This is a genomic window from Variovorax sp. J22G73 (assembly GCF_030317035.1).
Lineage (GTDB): Bacteria > Pseudomonadota > Gammaproteobacteria > Burkholderiales > Burkholderiaceae_C > Variovorax.
On record NZ_JASZYK010000001.1, the window covers coordinates 450,327 to 468,580 of the forward strand.

The 18,254-nt window shown below is 65.4% G+C and carries 16 protein-coding genes, 1 tRNA gene and 1 pseudogene; 12 read left to right on the plus strand and 6 right to left on the minus strand.

Annotated features, from left to right (window positions below):
- The first annotated feature begins 13 nt into the window (after window positions 1-13).
- Window positions 14-1,285 carry an RsmB/NOP family class I SAM-dependent RNA methyltransferase gene (locus QTI51_RS01995; RefSeq protein WP_116908397.1) on the plus strand — a complete coding sequence of 424 codons (1,272 nt, stop codon included), beginning with the start codon at window positions 14-16 and terminating at the stop codon, window positions 1,283-1,285.
- A 132-nt stretch (window positions 1,286-1,417) separates the two neighbouring features.
- On the plus strand, window positions 1,418-2,632 hold the full coding sequence (locus tag QTI51_RS02000; protein ID WP_116908396.1) for a DesA family fatty acid desaturase: 1,215 nt from the start codon (window positions 1,418-1,420) through the stop codon (window positions 2,630-2,632).
- Window positions 2,633-2,812: 180 nt separating this feature from the next.
- On the opposite strand, the gene rpmG is transcribed toward QTI51_RS02000, so the two are convergent.
- From rpmG to trxB, 3 genes are all read right to left on the minus strand, one after another.
- Window positions 2,813-2,986, minus strand: coding sequence for a 50S ribosomal protein L33 (gene rpmG / locus QTI51_RS02005; protein ID WP_007830291.1), 174 nt, complete (start codon window positions 2,984-2,986; stop codon window positions 2,813-2,815).
- A gap of 11 nt (window positions 2,987-2,997) precedes the next feature.
- Window positions 2,998-3,231 (minus strand): 50S ribosomal protein L28, encoded by a 234-nt coding sequence (rpmB, locus tag QTI51_RS02010; RefSeq protein ID WP_007830293.1) that lies wholly within the window; start codon window positions 3,229-3,231, stop codon window positions 2,998-3,000.
- Window positions 3,232-3,413: 182 nt separating this feature from the next.
- Window positions 3,414-4,373: a thioredoxin-disulfide reductase gene (gene trxB, locus QTI51_RS02015; protein ID WP_116908395.1), complete on the minus strand. Its 960-nt coding sequence runs from the start codon at window positions 4,371-4,373 to the stop codon at window positions 3,414-3,416.
- A gap of 180 nt (window positions 4,374-4,553) precedes the next feature.
- Here trxB and QTI51_RS02020 point away from each other — a divergent pair, with 180 nt between their 5' ends.
- From QTI51_RS02020 to QTI51_RS02055, 8 genes are all read left to right on the plus strand, one after another.
- Window positions 4,554-5,228 (plus strand): Crp/Fnr family transcriptional regulator, encoded by a 675-nt coding sequence (locus QTI51_RS02020; protein ID WP_116908394.1) that lies wholly within the window; start codon window positions 4,554-4,556, stop codon window positions 5,226-5,228.
- A 100-nt stretch (window positions 5,229-5,328) separates the two neighbouring features.
- A complete protein-coding gene (locus QTI51_RS02025; RefSeq protein WP_286513036.1) occupies window positions 5,329-7,782 on the plus strand; it encodes a DNA translocase FtsK in 2,454 nt (817 codons plus the stop codon).
- Window positions 7,783-8,001: 219 nt separating this feature from the next.
- Window positions 8,002-8,634 carry an outer membrane lipoprotein periplasmic chaperone LolA gene (lolA, locus tag QTI51_RS02030; protein WP_116908393.1) on the plus strand — a complete coding sequence of 211 codons (633 nt, stop codon included), beginning with the start codon at window positions 8,002-8,004 and terminating at the stop codon, window positions 8,632-8,634.
- Between the two features lie 30 nt (window positions 8,635-8,664).
- Entirely contained in the window at window positions 8,665-9,957 is a 1,293-nt protein-coding gene (locus tag QTI51_RS02035) for a replication-associated recombination protein A (protein ID WP_116908392.1), read from the plus strand.
- A gap of 242 nt (window positions 9,958-10,199) precedes the next feature.
- Entirely contained in the window at window positions 10,200-11,129 is a 930-nt protein-coding gene (locus QTI51_RS02040) for a branched-chain amino acid ABC transporter permease (protein WP_116908391.1), read from the plus strand.
- Between the two features lie 12 nt (window positions 11,130-11,141).
- Window positions 11,142-12,350 (plus strand): branched-chain amino acid ABC transporter permease, encoded by a 1,209-nt coding sequence (locus QTI51_RS02045; RefSeq protein ID WP_116908390.1) that lies wholly within the window; start codon window positions 11,142-11,144, stop codon window positions 12,348-12,350.
- A gap of 17 nt (window positions 12,351-12,367) precedes the next feature.
- Window positions 12,368-13,147: an ABC transporter ATP-binding protein gene (locus QTI51_RS02050; protein ID WP_116908389.1), complete on the plus strand. Its 780-nt coding sequence runs from the start codon at window positions 12,368-12,370 to the stop codon at window positions 13,145-13,147.
- Between the two features lie 16 nt (window positions 13,148-13,163).
- Window positions 13,164-13,925 (plus strand): ABC transporter ATP-binding protein, encoded by a 762-nt coding sequence (locus QTI51_RS02055; RefSeq protein ID WP_116908571.1) that lies wholly within the window; start codon window positions 13,164-13,166, stop codon window positions 13,923-13,925.
- A gap of 137 nt (window positions 13,926-14,062) precedes the next feature.
- On the opposite strand, the gene QTI51_RS02060 is transcribed toward QTI51_RS02055, so the two are convergent.
- Both QTI51_RS02060 and QTI51_RS02065 read right to left on the minus strand, forming a co-directional pair.
- On the minus strand, window positions 14,063-15,040 hold the full coding sequence (locus tag QTI51_RS02060; protein ID WP_116908388.1) for a Bug family tripartite tricarboxylate transporter substrate binding protein: 978 nt from the start codon (window positions 15,038-15,040) through the stop codon (window positions 14,063-14,065).
- Window positions 15,041-15,102: 62 nt separating this feature from the next.
- Entirely contained in the window at window positions 15,103-16,167 is a 1,065-nt protein-coding gene (locus QTI51_RS02065; protein WP_116908387.1) for a CDP-6-deoxy-delta-3,4-glucoseen reductase, read from the minus strand.
- A gap of 79 nt (window positions 16,168-16,246) precedes the next feature.
- On the opposite strand from QTI51_RS02065, the pseudogene QTI51_RS02070 reads away from it, so the two are divergent.
- Window positions 16,247-17,173: pseudogene (locus QTI51_RS02070) on the plus strand (SDR family oxidoreductase); the annotation flags it as partial.
- A gap of 25 nt (window positions 17,174-17,198) precedes the next feature.
- Here the strand turns inward: QTI51_RS02070 and QTI51_RS02075 are convergent.
- Window positions 17,199-17,283 (minus strand) — tRNA-Leu (locus tag QTI51_RS02075).
- A 42-nt stretch (window positions 17,284-17,325) separates the two neighbouring features.
- Here QTI51_RS02075 and cysM point away from each other — a divergent pair.
- A complete protein-coding gene (cysM, locus tag QTI51_RS02080; protein ID WP_116908386.1) occupies window positions 17,326-18,228 on the plus strand; it encodes a cysteine synthase CysM in 903 nt (300 codons plus the stop codon).
- Window positions 18,229-18,254: the final 26 nt, after the last annotated feature.

An 18,254-nucleotide genomic window follows, 5' to 3' on the forward strand; every position in this document is an offset into this window, starting at 1 on the left:
AGACAATCGGGGGATGCACCCCAAAGCCCTGTTGGAGGCCACCGCCGATCTGGTCGGCCTTGTCCTGAAATTCGATCACCCGGCCGACCAGGTCGTTTCGCGGTTTTTCCGTGACCACCGCGAGTTCGGTCCGCGCGAGCGCGCGACGCTCGCCGAAACTGTCTACACCGTGCTTCGCAAGAAGCTGCTGTTCGACCATCTCTCGCCTTCGGGCTCCGGCTCTAAGGAGCGCCGCATGGCGATCCTGGGCTTTCACGGCCCGCGCGATTTCCTGAAGAGCGCGCTGAACGACACCGAAAAGCGCTGGCTCGACAACTGCGACGCCGTCAAGCCCGACGACCTGCTCGAGCGCCATCGCCACAACCTGCCCGAGTGGCTGGTCGCGCCGCTGAAAGCGCAGCTCGGCGACGGCTTCTGGCCGCTGGTCGAGAGCCTGCAGCAGCCTGCACCGCTCGATCTGCGCGTCAATGCGCTGACCGACAAGCGGGCGGAAGTGAAGGCCGAGCTTGCCAAGGCTGCTATCAAATCTGAAGTAACGCCGTTTTCGCCCTGGGGCTTGCGTATCGAAGGCAAGCCGGCGCTGACCAAGCTCGACGCTTTCGTTCGCGGCGCCATCGAGGTGCAGGACGAAGGCTCGCAGCTGCTGGCACTGCTGCTGGACGCCAAGCGCGGCGAAATGGTGGTCGACTTCTGCGCCGGCGCGGGCGGCAAGACGCTCGCCATCGGCGCGACGATGCGCAACACCGGTCGCCTGTACGCCTTCGACACCTCGGCGCACCGGCTGGACGCGCTCAAGCCGCGGCTGGCGCGCAGCAAGCTGTCGAACGTGCATCCGGCCGCGATCGCGCACGAGCGCGACGACCGGGTCAAGCGCCTGGCGGGCAAGATCGACCGCGTGCTGGTTGATGCGCCGTGCTCGGGCCTGGGCACGCTGCGGCGCAATCCGGACCTGAAATGGCGCCAGTCGGCCAAGTCGGTCGAGGAATTGACGGTCAAGCAGACCGCCATCCTGCAAAGCGCTTCCCGGCTTGTGAAATCGGGCGGGCGTTTGGTTTACGCCACGTGCAGCGTGTTGCCAGAGGAAAACGAGGCCATCGCCGAAGCGTTCAGTGCCGCCAACCCCGATTTCGTGCCTGTGGACGCCGCGGAACTGCTGCAAGGCCTGAAAGTGGAGGGTTTCGAGGCGCTTTGCGCAGGCGGGGAGGGCGCCAGGCGCTACCTGCGTCTCTGGCCGCATCGCCATTCGACGGACGGTTTCTTTGCGGCGGTGTGGAACCGCAAATAGGGGCGGTACTCCAAACGAGGGTTAATCTGCGGTTTTCTTGAAGGTTTAAAGGGTCTGTGTCAGGCCCGCCCCTTTAAAATCGCTGGTTATCTGAAGGCTGCACCTTCGTGTGGCCATGGAGTACCTGACTCAATGTTGCTTCCTGACTCCGCCGTTCTCGACGCGGCCATCCAATGGCTCGGACACGGCCTGTGGGACCTCGCTTGGTGGCAAGTCGTGTTGTACACGCTCGTCACCACGCACATCACGATCGCCGCGGTCACCATCTTCCTGCACCGGACGCAAACGCACCGGGCCATGGACCTGGGCCCGATCCCGTCGCATTTCTTCCGCTTCTGGCTGTGGCTGGGCACCGGCATGGTGACCAAGGAATGGGTCGCCATTCACCGCAAGCACCACGCGAAGTGCGAAACCGTCGACGATCCGCACAGCCCGCAGGTCAAGGGCATCGACGAAGTGCTTTGGCGCGGCGCCGAGCTCTATCGCGCCGAGTCGAAGAACAAGGAAACGATGGAGCGCTACGGTCATGGCACGCCCGATGACTGGATCGAACGCAACCTGTACACCCGCTACAGCTGGCAAGGCGTCGGCTTGATGCTGGTCATCAACCTCGCGCTGTTCGGCACGCTCGGCATGGCCGTGTGGGCCGTGCAGATGCTGTGGATTCCCATCACCGCCGCCGGCATCATCAACGGCATTGGCCACTACTGGGGCTACCGCAACTTCGAGGCGCAGGACGCCAGCCGCAACATCATGCCCTGGGGCCTGATCATTGGCGGCGAAGAGCTGCACAACAACCACCACACCTACCCGACCTCGGCCAAGTTCTCGGTCAAGAAGTACGAGTTCGACATCGGCTGGGTCTACATCCAGGCGTTCCAGAAGCTGGGTTGGGCCAAGGTCAAGAAGGTGCCGCCGAAGATGCAGATGGGCGACATCCAGCCCGTGGCTAACGAGAAGACGCTCGAGGCCGTCATCGCCAACCGTTATGAAGTCATGGCTGGCTATGCGCGCGAAATGCGCCATGCCACCAGCCTGGAACTGGAAGCGCTGAAGACGAAGGGTGCCGACCTGTCGGTGCTCAAGGCTGCGAAGCGTTGGCTTCACCGTGACGACGACAAAGTGCCGGCCTCGGCCCGTACGCACGTCGTGCAAGCGCGCGCTGCCCACCCGGTGCTCGACAAGATGGTGACGATGCGCGAAGAGCTGCGCCAGCTCTGGCTGAACACCTCGCAGTCCCGCGAGCAATTGGCGGCCGATCTGGCGGCTTGGTGCCATCGCGCGGAAGCCAGCGGCATTGCTGGCCTGCGCGACTTCTCGACCCGCTTGCGTGCAGCACGCGCCTGACGAGAAAGTTTTGCTCATCAAAAAGCCGGCCTGAGGGTCGGCTTTTTTGTGCCTGTCATTTCCCATTTCCTTCCCTCAGCCATTTCCGCGGGGTGCAGGAGGGCGTGATGGAAAACTGCAGACAACAAAAAACCCGCTGGGTGAGCAGCGGGTTTCTTGTTTGGGAAAACCAGAACTGAATTACTTCAGCTTGATTTCCTTGTATTCGACGTGCTTGCGTGCCTTGGGGTCGAACTTCATGATCGACATCTTTTCAGGCATCGTCTTCTTGTTCTTGCTCGTCGTGTAGAAATGGCCGGTACCCGCGGTGGATTCCAGCTTGATCTTTTCGCGTCCGCCTTTGCTCGTTGCCATGATTCAGCTCCTTAAGCTTGGCCGCGTGCACGCAGGTCTGCGAGCACGGCGTCGATACCGTTCTTGTCGATCAGGCGCAGGGCAGCGCTCGAAACACGCAGGCGAACCCAGCGGTTTTCAGTTTCGACCCAGAAACGGCGGTATTGCAGGTTCGGCAGGAACCGGCGCTTGGTTTTGTTGTTGGCGTGGGAAACGTTGTTTCCGACCATCGGGCCTTTGCCCGTTACGTCGCATACGCGTGCCATGAGGACACTCTTTCTTGAACAGCTGGCACCGCTCGCAACCGGAAAGTCGCAGGGTGTTTTGCAGCTTGACCTCGCCAGAAACGGGTGGCGGTACCCCGACTTTGCCGTGACCCTGCCCCTCGTTGAAGGGTGGCCCTATTTCGGCAAAGCCTCGGATTATAGCCCTTTCGGGCGCCGCTGGGTCAGAGCGTGCCGTCTTGCTCCAGGAAGCGCTGGGCGTCCAGGGCGGCCATGCAGCCCGTGCCGGCGCTGGTGATGGCCTGGCGGTACACGTTGTCCTGCACGTCGCCGGCGGCGAAAACGCCCGGAATGCTGGTCATCGTCGCAAAGCCCTGCAGGCCGGAGCGCGTCAGGATGTAGTTGTCCTTCATCTCCACCTGGCCCTGGAAGATGTCGGTGTTCGGGTGGTGCCCGATGGCGATGAAGCAGCCCTTGAGGTCGATCTGCTCGGTGGCGCCGGTCTGCGTGTTCTTGATGCGGATGCCCGTCACGCCGGTGTCGTCGCCCAGCACCTGGTCGAGTTCGTTGTGCAGCTTCAGCACGATCTTGCCTTCGGCCACTTTCTCCATCACCTTGTCGATCAGGATGGGCTCGGCGCGGAACTTGTCGCGGCGGTGCACCAGCGTGACCTTGTTGGCGATGTTGGCGAGGTACAGCGCTTCTTCGACGGCTGTGTTGCCGCCGCCGATCACGCAGACTTCCTGCTCACGGTAGAAGAAGCCGTCGCAGGTGGCGCAGGCGGAAACGCCGCGGCCCATGAACTTCTCTTCCGAGTCGAGGCCCAGGTACTTGGCCGATGCGCCCGTCGCGATGATCAGCGAGTCGCAGGTGTAGGTGCCGCTGTCGCCGGTGAGGGTGAAGGGGCGCTTGCCCAGGTCGACCTTGTTGATGTGGTCGAACACGATCTGCGTATTGAAGCGCTCGGCGTGTTCCAGAAAGCGTTGCATCAGGTCGGGGCCCTGCACGCCGTGGACGTCGGCGGGCCAGTTGTCGACCTCGGTGGTGGTCATCAACTGGCCGCCTTGGGCGATGCCGGTGATGAGCAGGGGCTTGAGGTTTGCACGGGCTGCATAGACCGCGGCGGTATAGCCGGCGGGGCCGGAGCCGAGAATCAAAACCTTGGCGTGTTGGGGTGCGGACATGAGTAGAAAACCTAGGATGGACGCTGCGTCAGCGTGTACATTTTCAGGGTGGTAGCGATATATATGGAGTATCACTGCCCGGTTCAACACCGGGTAAACGGTGTTTTCAATGCGCGCGATTGTAGTAATCCATGGACTCGTCTTTCGGGCTGCTCCGCGCGCTGTCTCAGGGATTGATAAATGTCGATGCTGTCCAACCTCGAATTGCTTCGGCGCGTTCCGCTGTTCGCGTCGCTGACGGCCACGCAGTCCGCCAGCATCGCGGATGCGATCATCAAGAAGCGCTTCAAGCGGGGGGAAGTCGTTGTGGAGCAGGGCAAGAAATCCGACGCGCTCTACATCATCCTGACCGGACGCGCACGCGTCACCAGCGCCGACAGCCGCGGACGCGAGGTCATCCTGGCCACGCTGCATCCCGGTGACTACCTGGGCGAAATGAGTCTGATCGACGACGAGCCGCATTCGGCCACCGTGCGCACCGAAATCCAGTGCGATGTGCTCATGCTGGGCCGCGACGCCTTCGCGCGTTGCCTGCCCGAGAACTCCTCCATGGCCTACAACATCATGCGCGGCCTGGTTCAGCGCCTGCGCCATGCCGACCGCAAGATCGAGTCGCTGGCGCTGATGGACGTGTATGGTCGCGTGGCCCGCTCGCTGCTCGAATTCGCCATCGAAGACGGCGCTGGCAACCTGAAGGTGCGCGACAAGATTTCCCGCCAGGACCTGGCCAAGATGGTGGGCGCTTCGCGCGAAATGGTGAGCCGCGTCATGAAGGACCTCGAGGAGCGCGGCTTCGTGCAGACCCTGGAAGACGGGTCGATGATCGTCAAGGAACGGCTCCTGTCCCTGGCCTGAGCCCGCGGGCCGGAGCTCCCGCCGCAGGCGGCCCCGGCCTTTTGTTGTAGTGTTCGTGCCGCCGGCCCCCGTTTTTCCTGGGCCGGTTGCCGTGTTTTTCATGACCTATTCGCTCAATACGCTTCAATCTTCTTCTGCTGCCGAGGGCCAACCCGTGCGCGCGCGCGCCATGCGTTTCGCCCATGAAATCACGCTGATCGCAGGATTCGCAGCGCTGTTGTTCTGGTTGCTCGCCATGCTGAGCTTCACGCCCTCCGACGCGGCCTGGTCCACATCGGGCACCGGAGGCGACATCAAGAACTGGGGCGGCCGCATCGGCGCCTGGCTGGCCGATGGCAGCTACTTTCTTGCTGGTTATTCCGTGTGGTGGTGCCTGGCGGCCGGGCTGCGCGCCTGGCTTTCGTCGCTGGCCGGCTGGCTGCGTGGCGGCGAGCCCGCACCCGCGGTCGAGCAACCCCCACGCGGGCGCTTCAATCGCAGCCGCCTCGCATTCTGGTTCGGCTTGGTTCTGCTGCTGTGCGCAAGCACCGTGCTGGAATGGTCGCGCCTGTACCGCCTCGAGGCGCACCTTCCGGGCTCCGGCGGTGGCGCGCTGGGCTACCTCGTCGGCCCGGCCAGCGTGCGCTGGATGGGCTTCACCGGTTCTGCACTGATGGCCATTGCCGGCGGCGTGATCGGCTCGGCGCTGGTGTTCCGCTTTTCGTGGAGCCTGATTGCCGAGCGCATCGGTGCACGCGCCTACTCGCTGTTCGAGTCGCGCCGCGAAAAACGCGAGATGGCCGCCGACATCGCCATGGGCAAGCAGGCCGCCCGCGAGCGCGCCGGTGACGAAGAGCCCGTTCCGGCGCCGCGGCCCAAGAAAGCACGCCCCGCCAAGGAGGCCGCGTTCGGCGAGCCGGGCCCGCAGGAGCCGAGCTTCGACAGCGACGACGAGGACGACATCCGCATCGATCCGGCGCCCAAGCGCCGCCCGGTGTCGCCGCCGGTGCAGATCGAACCCGCGATGACCGAGGTGCCCCGCAGCGACCGCGTCGTCAAGGAGCGCCAGAAGCCGCTTTTCAAGGAACTGCCCGACAGCAAGCTGCCGCAGGTCGACCTGCTCGACGCCGCGCAGGTGCGCCAGGAAACGGTGTCTTCCGACACGCTCGAGATGACCTCGCGCATGATCGAGAAGAAGCTCAAGGACTTCGGCGTCGAGGTGCGCGTGGTGCTCGCGTCGCCCGGCCCCGTCATTACGCGTTACGAAATCGAGCCCGCCACCGGCGTCAAGGGCTCGCAGATCCTGGGCCTCGCCAAGGACCTGGCGCGTTCGCTCTCGCTGGTGTCGATCCGCGTGGTCGAGACCATTCCGGGCAAGAACTACATGGCGCTCGAGCTTCCGAACGCCAAGCGCCAGTCGATCAAGCTCAGCGAGATCCTGGGCTCGCAGATCTACAACGAAGGCAAGTCGATGCTCACCATGGGCCTCGGCAAGGACATCATCGGCAACCCCGTGGTGGCCGACCTCGCGAAGATGCCACACGTTCTCGTCGCCGGTACCACCGGCTCGGGCAAGTCGGTGGGCATCAACGCGATGATCCTGTCGCTGCTCTACAAGGCCGAGGCACGCGATGTTCGCCTGCTGATGATCGACCCGAAGATGCTCGAAATGTCGGTCTACGAAGGCATTCCGCACCTGCTGGCGCCCGTGGTCACCGACATGCGCCAGGCCGCGCACGGCCTGAACTGGTGCGTGGCCGAGATGGAGCGCCGCTACAAGCTCATGAGCAAGCTCGGCGTGCGCAACCTGGCCGGCTACAACACCAAGATCGACGAGGCCAAGGCGCGCGAGGAGTTCATCTACAACCCCTTCAGCCTCACGCCGGACGACCCCGAGCCGCTGAAGCGCGAGCCGCACATCGTGGTGGTCATCGACGAGCTGGCCGACCTGATGATGGTCGTCGGCAAGAAGATCGAAGAGCTCATCGCGCGCCTCGCGCAGAAGGCGCGCGCGGCCGGCATCCACCTGATTCTTGCCACGCAGCGGCCCAGCGTCGACGTGATCACCGGCCTGATCAAGGCGAACATTCCGACGCGCATCGCGTTCCAGGTGTCCAGCAAGATCGACAGCCGCACCATCCTCGACCAGATGGGCGCCGAAGCGCTGCTGGGCATGGGCGACATGCTCTACATGCCCAGCGGCACCGGCCTTCCAATTCGCGTGCATGGCGCCTTCGTGAGCGACGAGGAGGTGCACCGCGTGGTGGCCTACCTGAAGAGCCAGGGCGAGCCCGACTACATCGAGGGCGTGCTCGAAGGCGGCACGGTCGATGGCGACGGTGACGGCGACCTGCTGGGCGGCGGCGACGCCGAGAAGGACCCGATGTACGACCAGGCGGTCGAGGTCGTGCTGAAGAACCGCAAGGCCAGCATCTCGCTGGTGCAGCGTCACCTGAAGATCGGCTACAACCGCGCTGCGCGCCTGGTCGAGGACATGGAAAAGGCCGGCCTGGTCAGTGCCATGAGCGGCAGCGGGCAGCGCGAAATCCTGGTGCCGGCGCGCGCAGCGGAATAATTCGCCCAGGTTCGCCAGAAGTTTGCCCTGTGGTGGCCCCGGCGATATCCGTAATCCGGTTACCTGCCGACAGGCAATTTGCAAAAGCGTCATGCAGCATTGCAAATCTTCATCCAGACCTACACCCGCCGCAATTCGCGGCGGTTAAGGTCGAAGCCAATTGCCACGTTAAAGCGGCAAAGCTATTGCAGCGTTGCAAAGAATCGCGAGGAATCCAAATTGAAATTGCGTCATTGGCTATTGATCGGCCTCCTGTGTTCCGCCAACGCGTGGGCCGGCGGGCTTGAAAGCCTCGAAACCTTCGTCAAGACCGTGAAGTCCGGCCGCGCCGACTTCACCCAGATCGTGACGGCCCCGCCGCGCGAGGGGCAGCCGGGCCGCACGAAGACTTCGACCGGCACCTTCGAATTCCAGCGCCCGGGCAAGTTCAAGTTCGACTACCAGAAGCCTTTCGCACAGAGCATCGTGGCCGACGGCAAGACGCTGTGGCTGTACGACGCCGACCTGAACCAGGTCACGCAGCGCGCGCAGGCGCAGGCCCTGGGCTCCACGCCCGCGGCACTGATTGCCGCTGCCCCCGACCTGCGCGCCCTGCAGGCCGACTTCACCCTAGATGCTGCGCCCGAGCGCGACGGCCTGCAGTGGGTCAAGGCCACGCCGAAGAACAAGGACGGCCAGCTGCAGAGCGTGCAGGTCGGCTTCCAGGGCGACGCACTGGCGGCGCTCGAGATTCTCGACAGCTTCGGCCAGCGTTCGGTGCTCAAGTTCAGCAAGGTGGAAGTGAACCCGTCGTTGCCCGCGAGCGTGTTCGACTTCAAGGCACCGGCCGGCGCCGACGTCGTCAAGCAGTAAGCGAAGCAAGCACACCCACCGCCCACCCGCTTGGCCACCACCGCCCACCAACCCCTTGCCGAACGCCTGCGTCCCAAGACGCTCAGCGAAGTGATCGGCCAGCAGCACCTGCTCGGCCCGGGCATGCCGCTGCGCATCGCCTTCGAATCGGGCCAGCCGCATTCCTGCATCCTGTGGGGGCCGCCGGGCACCGGCAAGACGACCATCGCGCGGCTCATGGCCGATTCGTTCGATGCGCAGTTCCTCAGCATCAGCGCGGTGCTCGGGGGCGTGAAGGACATCCGCGAAGCGGTCGACCGAGCCACTTCGGCACGTGACGGGCTCGAGCAGCGGCGCACCATCGTCTTCGTCGACGAGGTGCACCGCTTCAACAAGAGCCAGCAGGACGCCTTCCTGCCGCATGTGGAGTCGGGGCTCTTCACCTTCATCGGCGCGACCACCGAGAACCCTTCGTTCGAAGTCAACTCCGCGTTGCTCTCGCGGGCCGCCGTGTACGTGCTGCAGTCGCTCAACGAGGAAGACCTCAAGCAGATCGTGGCGCGCGCCCAGGCCATCCAGGCCGTGCCGGGCATCGAGGCCGTCGCGGTCAACCGCCTGGTCGCCTACGCCGACGGCGATGCGCGCCGCCTGCTCAACACGCTGGAGACGCTCGCCGTCGCCGCGCGCGCCGAGAAGCTGGCCGACATCACCGACGAGTGGCTGCTGCGTGTGCTCGGCGAGCGCATGCGCCGCTACGACAAGGGCGGCGAGCAGTTCTACGACACCATCAGCGCGCTGCACAAGTCGGTGCGCGGCAGCGACCCCGACGCGGCCCTCTACTGGTTCGTGCGCATGCTCGATGGCGGTGCCGACCCGCGCTACATGGCGCGCCGCCTGGTGCGCATGGCCAGCGAGGACATCGGCCTGGCCGACCCGCGCGCGCTGCGCCTGGCGCTGGACGCGGCCGAGGTCTACGAACGGCTGGGTACCCCGGAAGGGGAGTTGGCGCTGGCCGAGTGCGTGGTGTACCTGGCGATCGCGCCCAAGTCGAACGCGGTCTACAAGGCCTACAACGCGGTGCGTGCCCTGATCAAGAAAGACAGCACGCGCCCCGTGCCCATGCATCTGCGCAATGCGCCGACCAAGCTCATGAAGGAGCTCGACTACGGCAAGGGCTACCGCTACGCGCATGACGAAGAGGGCGGTTTTGCCGCCGGCGAACGTTACCTTCCCGACGGGCTGGAAGGCCAGGTTTTCTACGAACCGGTGGACCGCGGACTCGAAATCCGCATCGGCGAAAAGCTGCGCGAACTGCGCCGCCTGAACGCTGAAGGCAACGACTGATACGGTCTTGCAACATGCCCGCAAAGCGTGCATGACCCCACGCGCATACAGCATGAGGTGAGCGGGTAAACCCCGGTCAACACGCACCAATTCGGCGCTGGTGCGTGCTTACAATCCCGCCCACAAATCCGCCGGCGACACATGTTGGCTGGTTTTTTGCTTGTCATGCCAAGGGCGCCAAACCGGTGCCTCGGTGGGTGAATGGCACCCCGCAAACGGTGCAACACATAGGGAAACGCGATATGGACATTTTGCTGCAGCAGATCATCAACGGTCTGGTACTCGGCAGCATGTACGCCTTGATAGCCTTGGGCTACACCATGGTGTACGGCATCATCAATCTGATCAACTTTGCGCACGGAGAGGTATTGATGGTGGGGGCTCTGACGAGCTGGACCATCATCGGGCTGATGCAGGAATCGATGCCCGGAACGCCCGGCTGGTTGATCCTCCTCATTTCCCTGGTCATTGCCTGCATCGTCGCGGCAACCCTCAATTTCGTGATCGAGAAGGTGGCCTACCGGCCGCTGCGCAACAGCCCCAAGCTCGCTCCGCTGATCACCGCCATCGGCATGTCGATCCTGCTGCAGACGCTGGCCATGATCATCTGGAAGCCGACCAACAAGGCCTACCCCAACCTGCTGCCCACCGACCCCATCCACGTGGCCGGCGCAGTGATCTCTCCCACGCAGGTCATGATCCTGAGCGTTACCGCGTTCTCGCTGGTGGTGCTGATGTGGCTGGTCAACTACACCAAGCTCGGCCGCGCGATGCGCGCCACCGCGGAGAACCCGCGCGTGGCCGCCCTCATGGGCATTCGGCCCGACATGGTCATCTCGGCCACCTTCATCATCGGCGCCGTGCTCGCGGCCATTGCCGGCGTGATGTACGCGTCCAACTACGGCATCGCGCAACACGCGATGGGCTTCCTGCCCGGCCTGAAGGCCTTCACCGCGGCGGTGTTCGGCGGCATCGGCAACCTGGCGGGCGCGGTGGTCGGCGGCATCCTGCTGGGGCTCATCGAAGCCATCGGCTCGGGCTACATCGGCACCCTTACGGGCGGTGTGCTGGGCAGCAACTACAGCGACATCTTCGCGTTCATCGTGCTGATCGTCATGCTCACCCTGCGACCGTCGGGCCTGCTCGGCGAACGCGTGGCGGACCGTGCGTAAGGAGCAGCAACCATGAAGAACAGCAAGAACCTCGCGCTCTACATCGTCGGCATCATCGCCGTGCTCGCGCTGCCCCTGCTGCTGCAGATGCAGGGCAACGCATGGGTGCGCATCGCCGACATCGCACTGCTCTACGTGCTGCTGGCACTGGGCCTGAACATCGTGGTCGGCTATGCCGGCCTGCTCGACCTGGGCTACGTGGCCTTCTTCGCGGTGGGGGCGTACCTCTTCGCGCTGATGGGCTCCTCGCACCTGACCGAGACCTTCCCGTGGTTCAAGGCCATGTTCCCGAACGGCATGCACACCTCGCTGCTGATCGTGATTCCTCTCGCTCTCGTTGTCGCGGGTTGCCTTGGCGTGCTGCTGGGCGCGCCCACGCTGAAGCTGCGCGGCGACTACCTCGCCATCGTGACGCTGGGCTTCGGTGAAATCATCCGCGTGTTCCTGAACAACCTCGACCAGCCGGTGAACATCACCAACGGTCCGAAGGGCATCACGGCCATCGATTCCATCAAGTTCTGGGGCCTCGACCTGGGCAAGGCATGGAAGTTCGACGGCTTCACCATCTCCTCGGTGTCGCTGTACTACTACCTGTTCCTGGCGCTGGTGATCGCCACGGTGATCATCTCGCACCGCCTGCAGGTCTCGCGCATCGGCCGCGCCTGGATGGCCATCCGCGAAGACGAGATCGCCGCCAAGGCCATGGGCATCAACACCCGCAACATGAAGCTGCTGGCTTTCGGCATGGGCGCGAGCTTCGGTGGCGTGTCGGGCGCGATGTTCGCGGCCTTCCAGGGCTTCGTGTCGCCCGAGTCCTTCAGCCTGATGGAGTCGGTGATGATCGTCGCGATGGTCGTGCTCGGCGGCATCGGCCACCTGCCTGGCGTCATCCTCGGTGCCGTGCTGCTGGCGGCGCTGCCCGAGGTGCTGCGCTACGTGGCCGGTCCGCTGCAGTCGCTCACCGGCGGCCGCCTCGACGCTTCCATCCTGCGCCAGCTGTTCATCGCGCTGGCCATGATCGTCATCATGCTGGTGCGCCCGCGCGGCCTGTGGCCCTCGCCCGAGCACGGCAAGACGCTGACCAAGAAGGGCGGCGTGCCCGTCGACCCGGCCCACGCGGCCGTGGCCCCGGGTTCGTTGCAGACGCATGCGCCGGGCATCGATACGCCCGCCGACCAGTTGCCCGGCGGTGCCGAGCGTCCCATGTCGATCAATCCGTGAGCCGAGGAGACACAGACATGACGACAAACACCGACACCATCCTCGACGTTCGCGGCATCTCCAAGCGCTTCGGCGGCTTGCAGGCGCTCTCGGACGTGGGCATCACCATCAAGCGCGGCCAGGTCTACGGCCTGATCGGCCCCAACGGCGCGGGCAAGACCACGTTCTTCAACGTGATCACCGGGCTGTACACGCCCGACAGCGGCAGCTTCGAACTCGCGGGCAAGCCTTACCAGCCGACGGCCGTGCACGAAGTGGCCAAGGCCGGCATCGCGCGCACCTTCCAGAACATTCGCCTGTTCGCCGAAATGACGGCGCTGGAGAACGTGATGGTCGGGCGCCACATCCGCACGAATTCGGGCGTGTTCGGCGCCATGCTGCGCACCCGCAGCTTCAAGGCCGAAGAAAAAGCCATTGCCGATCGCGCGCACGAACTGCTCGACTACGTGGGCATCGGCAAGTTCGCCGACTACAAGGCACGCACGCTGAGCTACGGCGACCAGCGCCGCCTCGAAATCGCGCGTGCCCTGGCCACCGACCCGCAGCTCATCGCGCTGGACGAACCGGCCGCCGGCATGAACTCCACCGAGAAGGTGGCGCTGCGCGAACTCATCGACCGCATCCGGCGGGACAACCGCACCATCCTGATCATCGAACACGACGTCAAGCTCATCATGGGCCTGTGCGACCGCGTCACCGTGCTGGACTACGGCAAGCAGATTGCCGAGGGAACACCGGTGGACGTGCAGAAGAACGAGAAGGTGATCGAGGCCTACCTCGGCACCGGAGGCCACTGAAATGAGCGCAGCAACCATGAGCGAACAAGAAACCGTGTCGAATGCCGCGCAAGCCAAGGCGGCCGGCAAGACGCTGTTGAAGGTCAGCGGCCTGAAGGTGGGCTACGGCGGCATCCAGGCCGTGAAGGGCGTGGACTTCGAGGTGCGCGAGGGCGAGCTGGTCTCGCTCATCGGCTCCAACGGCGCCGGCAAGACCACCACCATGAAGGCGATCACCGGCACGCTGCCCGCGGGCGCGGGCCACATCGAGTTCCTGGGCCGCAGCATCAAGGGCCGCGGCGCCTGGGACCTGGTGGGCGAAGGGCTGGTGATGGTGCCGGAAGGCCGCGGCGTGTTTACGCGCATGACCATCACCGAGAACCTGCAGATCGGCGCCTACATCCGCAAGGACAAGGCCGAGATCGCCAGCGACATGGAGCGTGTGTTCGTGACCTTCCCGCGCCTGCGCGAGCGCAAGGACCAGCTGGCAGGCACGATGTCGGGCGGCGAGCAGCAGATGCTGGCCATGGGCCGCGCGCTGATGGCGCGCCCCAAGGTGCTGCTGCTGGACGAGCCCACCATGGGCCTGTCGCCCATCATGTGCGACAAGATCTTCGAGGTGGTGCAGACCGTGGCCTCGCAGGGCGTGACCATCCTGCTGGTGGAGCAGAACGCCAACCGCGCGCTGCAGCTGGCCGACCGGGGCTATGTGATGGAGTCGGGGCTCATCACGATGAATGGTGAAGCCAAGGCGCTGTTGAGCGACCCGCGTGTGCGGGCCGCGTACCTCGGCGAATAAGTTCGGCGATTAATCCCGGCGATTGACCTCGGCGCATATCCCGCCGAAGTCTCACCCAGACATACCGCGGAACCGGCATCGCCGGGCCGCTGGTATTGCCGCCCGAACGGGCGGCCAGGTGCGCGACGAGCTGGAGGTCAGTCGACCTTTGCGCCGGTCGCCTTCACGACCGCTTCGTACTTCGAGAGCTCGCTCTTCATGAACGCGCCGAACTGCTCCGGCGAGCTGGCCACCGGCTCGGCCAGCAGGCCGGCGAAGCGGGTCTTGGTTTCCGGCGCGTTCAGCGCCGCGACGAAGGCCTGGTTCAGTTTCACGACCACGTCGTGCGGCGTGCCGGCCGGCGCGACCAGCCCCCACCACGTGTCGATGGAAAAGCCCTTGAGCGTGTCCGCGATGGGCGGCACCTCGGGCAGCGAGTTGCTGCGCTGCAGCGTGGTCACGGCAATGGCCTTGAGCTTGCCCGAGCGGATGTTGGGCGCGGCGGTGGCGAGGTTGTCGAAGTTGAAGTCGACCTGCCCCGAGATCAGCGCCAGCTGCGCCGGGCTGCCGCCGTTGTACGGGATGTGCAGCGCGAAGATGCCCGCTTCCTTCTTGAACAGCTCGCCCGCCAGGTGCCCGGCGCTGCCGTTGCCGCCGCTGCCGTAGTTGAGCTTGGCGGGGTTGGCCTTGGCGTAGCGGATCAGGTCGGCCACGGTGTTGATGTTCAGGCGCTTGGCGGTGTCGGCGTTCATCACCAGCACGTTGGGCACGCGGACCATCTGCGTGATGGGCGCGAAGTCGGTCGCGGCGTTGAACGGAATCTTGTTGTAGAGCCAGGGGTTCACCGCGTTGGTGGCGGTGGCCGCAATGCCGATGGTGAGGCCGTCGGCCGGCGCCTTGGCCACGATGTCGGCACCGATGTTGCCGCCCGCGCCGGGCTTGTTGTCGATGATGACCGGGCCCAGCGTGTCCTTCACGCGTTCGGCCAGGATGCGCGCCGTGTTGTCGATGGGGCCGCCGGCCGCGTACGGAACCACGAGGCGAATGGGGCGCTGTTGCTGGGCCATGGCCTGGCCGGTGCCCATCAGGGCGGTGGCGCTGGCGAGCAGCGTGAGGAGGAAGTGTCTCGTCTTCATTGTTTTGCGGGTTTTTCTCAGGGAAATCAGGGGAACCAGGGGAATCAAGGGAATCAGGAGCGTCAGGGCAGGGCCTTGTCGGCCTCCGTGGTGAACGCGTCGGCGAAGAACTCTTCTTCGGGCAGGCCGGCCAGCGCCACGTAGTCGCGCTTGGCCGAGTCGACCACGATGGGCGCGCCGCAGGCGTACACCTGGTGGCCCGAGAGGTCGGCAAAGTCTTGCAGCACGGCCTGGTGGACGAATCCGGTACGCCCGGTCCAGTTGTCGTCGGGCGTGGCGTTGGACACGACGGGCACGTAGCGCAGGTGGGGCATCTGCGCCATCTGCTCGCGCAGCCATGCGTCCATGTACAGGTCTTCGGGGCGGCGGCCGCCCCAGTAGAGCGTGGCGGGCCGCTCGATGGCCTTGTGCTTCATGTGCTCCAGCAGCGCCTTGATCGGCGCGAAGCCCGTGCCGGAGGCCAGCAGCACCATCGGCTTGTCGGAGTCCTCGCGCAGGAAGAAGCTGCCGAAAGGGCCTTCGATGCGCAGGATTTCCTTCTCTTTCATCGTGCCGAACACATGGTCGGTGAACTTGCCGCCGGGCAGGTGCCGCAGGTGCAGCTCGATGCCCGTGCCGGGCTCGCCCAGCGTGTGCGGCGCGTTGGCCATCGAGTAGCTGCGGCGGGCGCCGTCGCGCAGGATGAACTCCACGTACTGGCCCGCATGGAACTGCAGCGGTTCGCCGGCCGGCAGCTGCAGGCGCACCATCATCACGTCGTGCGACAGCCGCGTGAGGCCCTGCACGCGCACCGGCATCTTGCGGATCGGCATGGCGCCGGCCTCGGTGACCTGGCGCGACTCGAGCACCACGTCGCTCGTGGCGTGGGCGCAGCAGGTCAGCACGAAGCCGGCGAGCTGTTCCTCGGCGCTCAGGGCCTTGCTCTGGTGCGGGCCAAGCGTGACCTCGCCGGAGAGCTTGCGGCACTTGCAGGAGCCGCAGGCGCCGTCCTTGCAGCCGTAGGGGAGGCCGATGCCCTGGCGGATGCCGGCCGCCAGGATGGTTTCGTCGCCGTGGACCACGAAGTGGCGCCCGCTGGGTTCGACGGTGATGGAAAAGCCCGCCTCGTGCGGCGCGGTAGCAGTCATCGGTATTCTTCGAGGGGTAAATATCTCCCGGCTTGCGGGCAGGCTCGGGAGCAACTGAATTCGGACAGGAACCAAGATTTTGCCTTCAATCAATAGCCCCTCCGGCGCCCTGCCGGCGCGGTTCCGGCGCGAGCGCCTCCTGATCGTCGGTTGCGGCGATGTCGGCCAACGCGTGGCGCGCGAGCTCAGAGGCCGCATGCAACTCGTCGCGCTCACGTCCTCGGCCGACCGCGTGGGCGGCCTGCGCGCGGCCGGCATCCGACCGCTGCTTGGCAACCTGGACGACGCGGCCACCCTGCGCCGGCTCGCGGGCATCGCCACCCGTGTGCTGCACCTGGCCCCGCCCGCGCGCGACGGCGGCGCCGCCTGGTGGCGCGACCAGCGCACCACGGCGCTGGCGCGCGCGCTGCGGTTGCGCTCGGTGCCTTCGACCATCGTCTATGGCTCGACCAGCGGCGTGTATGGCAACTGCGAAGGCGCCCACGTGAGCGAAACCCGCGCCGTGCGGCCCGACACCCCGCGCGCCCATCGCCGCGTGGACGCCGAGCGCGCCGTGCGATGGCTGGGCCGCAGCGCCGGCGTGCGCGCCAGCATCCTGCGCATTCCGGGCATCTACGCGCCCGACCGCGAGAACGGCACGCCCCGCGCCCGCCTGGAGCGCGGCACACCTGTGCTGCGGCGCGAAGACGACGTGTACACCAACCACATCCACGCCGACGACCTGGCGCGCGCGTGCGTGGCGGCGCTGTTCCGCGGCAAGCCGCAGCGCATCGTGCATGCGTCGGACGACACCGAGCTGCGCATGGGCGACTACATCGACCTGGCGGCCGACCTGTACGGCATGCCCCGCCCGCCGCGCGTCGCGCGCGGCGAGGCCGAGCGGCAATTGTCGGTGCAGCTGCTGAGTTTCATGGGGGAGTCGCGCCTGCTGGACAACACGCGGCTGAAGCGCGAATTGCGGGTGCGGTTGGCTTATCCAACGGTGCACACCGGTTTGCAGGAAGCGGCCTGCGGGTCAGACCGCCAAAGTGTGGTGCCCGGGGCCGGAATCGAACCGGCACACCTTTCGGTGGGGGATTTTGAGTCCCCTGCGTCTACCAATTTCACCACCCGGGCAGGGTTCTGAAGCAAGCCCAAAATTATGGCACAGTGGCTGCCATGAATTATCCGACGATCGAAGATGCCATCGGCAAGACCCCCCTGGTCGCACTGCAACGCATCCATGCAGCAGAAAACGCGAAGCGCGGCAACGTGATTCTCGGCAAGCTCGAAGGCAACAACCCCGCGGGTTCGGTCAAAGACCGGCCGGCCCTCTCGATGATCAAGCGCGCCGAAGAGCGCGGCGAGATCAAGCCCGGCGACACGCTGATCGAAGCCACCTCCGGCAACACCGGCATCGCCCTGGCCATGGCCGCGGCCATCAAGGGCTACCGCATGGTGCTCATCATGCCGGAGGACCTCTCCGTGGAGCGCGCCCAGACCATGAAGGCCTTCGGCGCCGAGCTCGTGCTCACGCCCAAGAGCGGCGGCATGGAATATGCCCGCGACCTGGCCGAGCAGATGGTCGGCCAGGGCAAGGGCCGCGTGCTCGACCAGTTCGCCAACCCCGACAACCCGCGCATCCATTACGAGACCACCGGCCCCGAGATCTGGGCCGACACCAAGGGCAAGGTGACGCACTTCGTGAGCGCGATGGGCACCACCGGCACCATCACCGGCGTGTCGCGCTTCCTGAAAGAGAAGAACCCCGCGGTGCGCATCATCGGCGCGCAGCCGGCCGAGGGCTCCCGCATTCCGGGCATCCGCAAGTGGCCGGCCGAGTACATGCCCAAGATCTTCGACCCGAGCCGTGTCGACCAGGAAATCAGCGTGACCCAGGACGACGCCGAGGAAATGTGCCGGCGCCTGGCGCGCGAAGAGGGCATCTTCGGAGGCATTTCGGCGGCCGGTGCCCTGTGGGCCGCGCTCGAGGTGTCGAAGACGGTCGAGAACGCGACCATCGTGTTCGTGGTCTGCGACCGCGGCGACCGCTACCTCTCCACCGGCGTGTTCCCCGCCTGACCCAAAGCGCCAGCACCCCGCAGTAC

Excerpts from the sequence above, each read along its gene's own strand:
- QTI51_RS01995 (WP_116908397.1), top strand. The coding sequence starts at position 14 with ATGCACCCCAAAGCCCTGTTGGAGGCCACCGCCGATCTGGTCGGCCTT.
- QTI51_RS02000 (WP_116908396.1), top strand. The coding sequence starts at position 1,418 with ATGTTGCTTCCTGACTCCGCCGTTCTCGACGCGGCCATCCAATGGCTC.
- rpmG (WP_007830291.1), bottom strand. The coding sequence starts at position 2,986 with ATGGCAACGAGCAAAGGCGGACGCGAAAAGATCAAGCTGGAATCCACC.
- rpmB (WP_007830293.1), bottom strand. The coding sequence starts at position 3,231 with ATGGCACGCGTATGCGACGTAACGGGCAAAGGCCCGATGGTCGGAAAC.
- trxB (WP_116908395.1), bottom strand. The coding sequence starts at position 4,373 with ATGTCCGCACCCCAACACGCCAAGGTTTTGATTCTCGGCTCCGGCCCC.
- QTI51_RS02020 (WP_116908394.1), top strand. The coding sequence starts at position 4,554 with ATGTCGATGCTGTCCAACCTCGAATTGCTTCGGCGCGTTCCGCTGTTC.
- QTI51_RS02025 (WP_286513036.1), top strand. The coding sequence starts at position 5,329 with ATGACCTATTCGCTCAATACGCTTCAATCTTCTTCTGCTGCCGAGGGC.
- QTI51_RS02040 (WP_116908391.1), top strand. The coding sequence starts at position 10,200 with ATGGACATTTTGCTGCAGCAGATCATCAACGGTCTGGTACTCGGCAGC.
- QTI51_RS02045 (WP_116908390.1), top strand. The coding sequence starts at position 11,142 with ATGAAGAACAGCAAGAACCTCGCGCTCTACATCGTCGGCATCATCGCC.
- QTI51_RS02050 (WP_116908389.1), top strand. The coding sequence starts at position 12,368 with ATGACGACAAACACCGACACCATCCTCGACGTTCGCGGCATCTCCAAG.
- QTI51_RS02055 (WP_116908571.1), top strand. The coding sequence starts at position 13,164 with ATGAGCGAACAAGAAACCGTGTCGAATGCCGCGCAAGCCAAGGCGGCC.
- QTI51_RS02060 (WP_116908388.1), bottom strand. The coding sequence starts at position 15,040 with ATGAAGACGAGACACTTCCTCCTCACGCTGCTCGCCAGCGCCACCGCC.
- QTI51_RS02065 (WP_116908387.1), bottom strand. The coding sequence starts at position 16,167 with ATGACTGCTACCGCGCCGCACGAGGCGGGCTTTTCCATCACCGTCGAA.
- cysM (WP_116908386.1), top strand. The coding sequence starts at position 17,326 with ATGAATTATCCGACGATCGAAGATGCCATCGGCAAGACCCCCCTGGTC.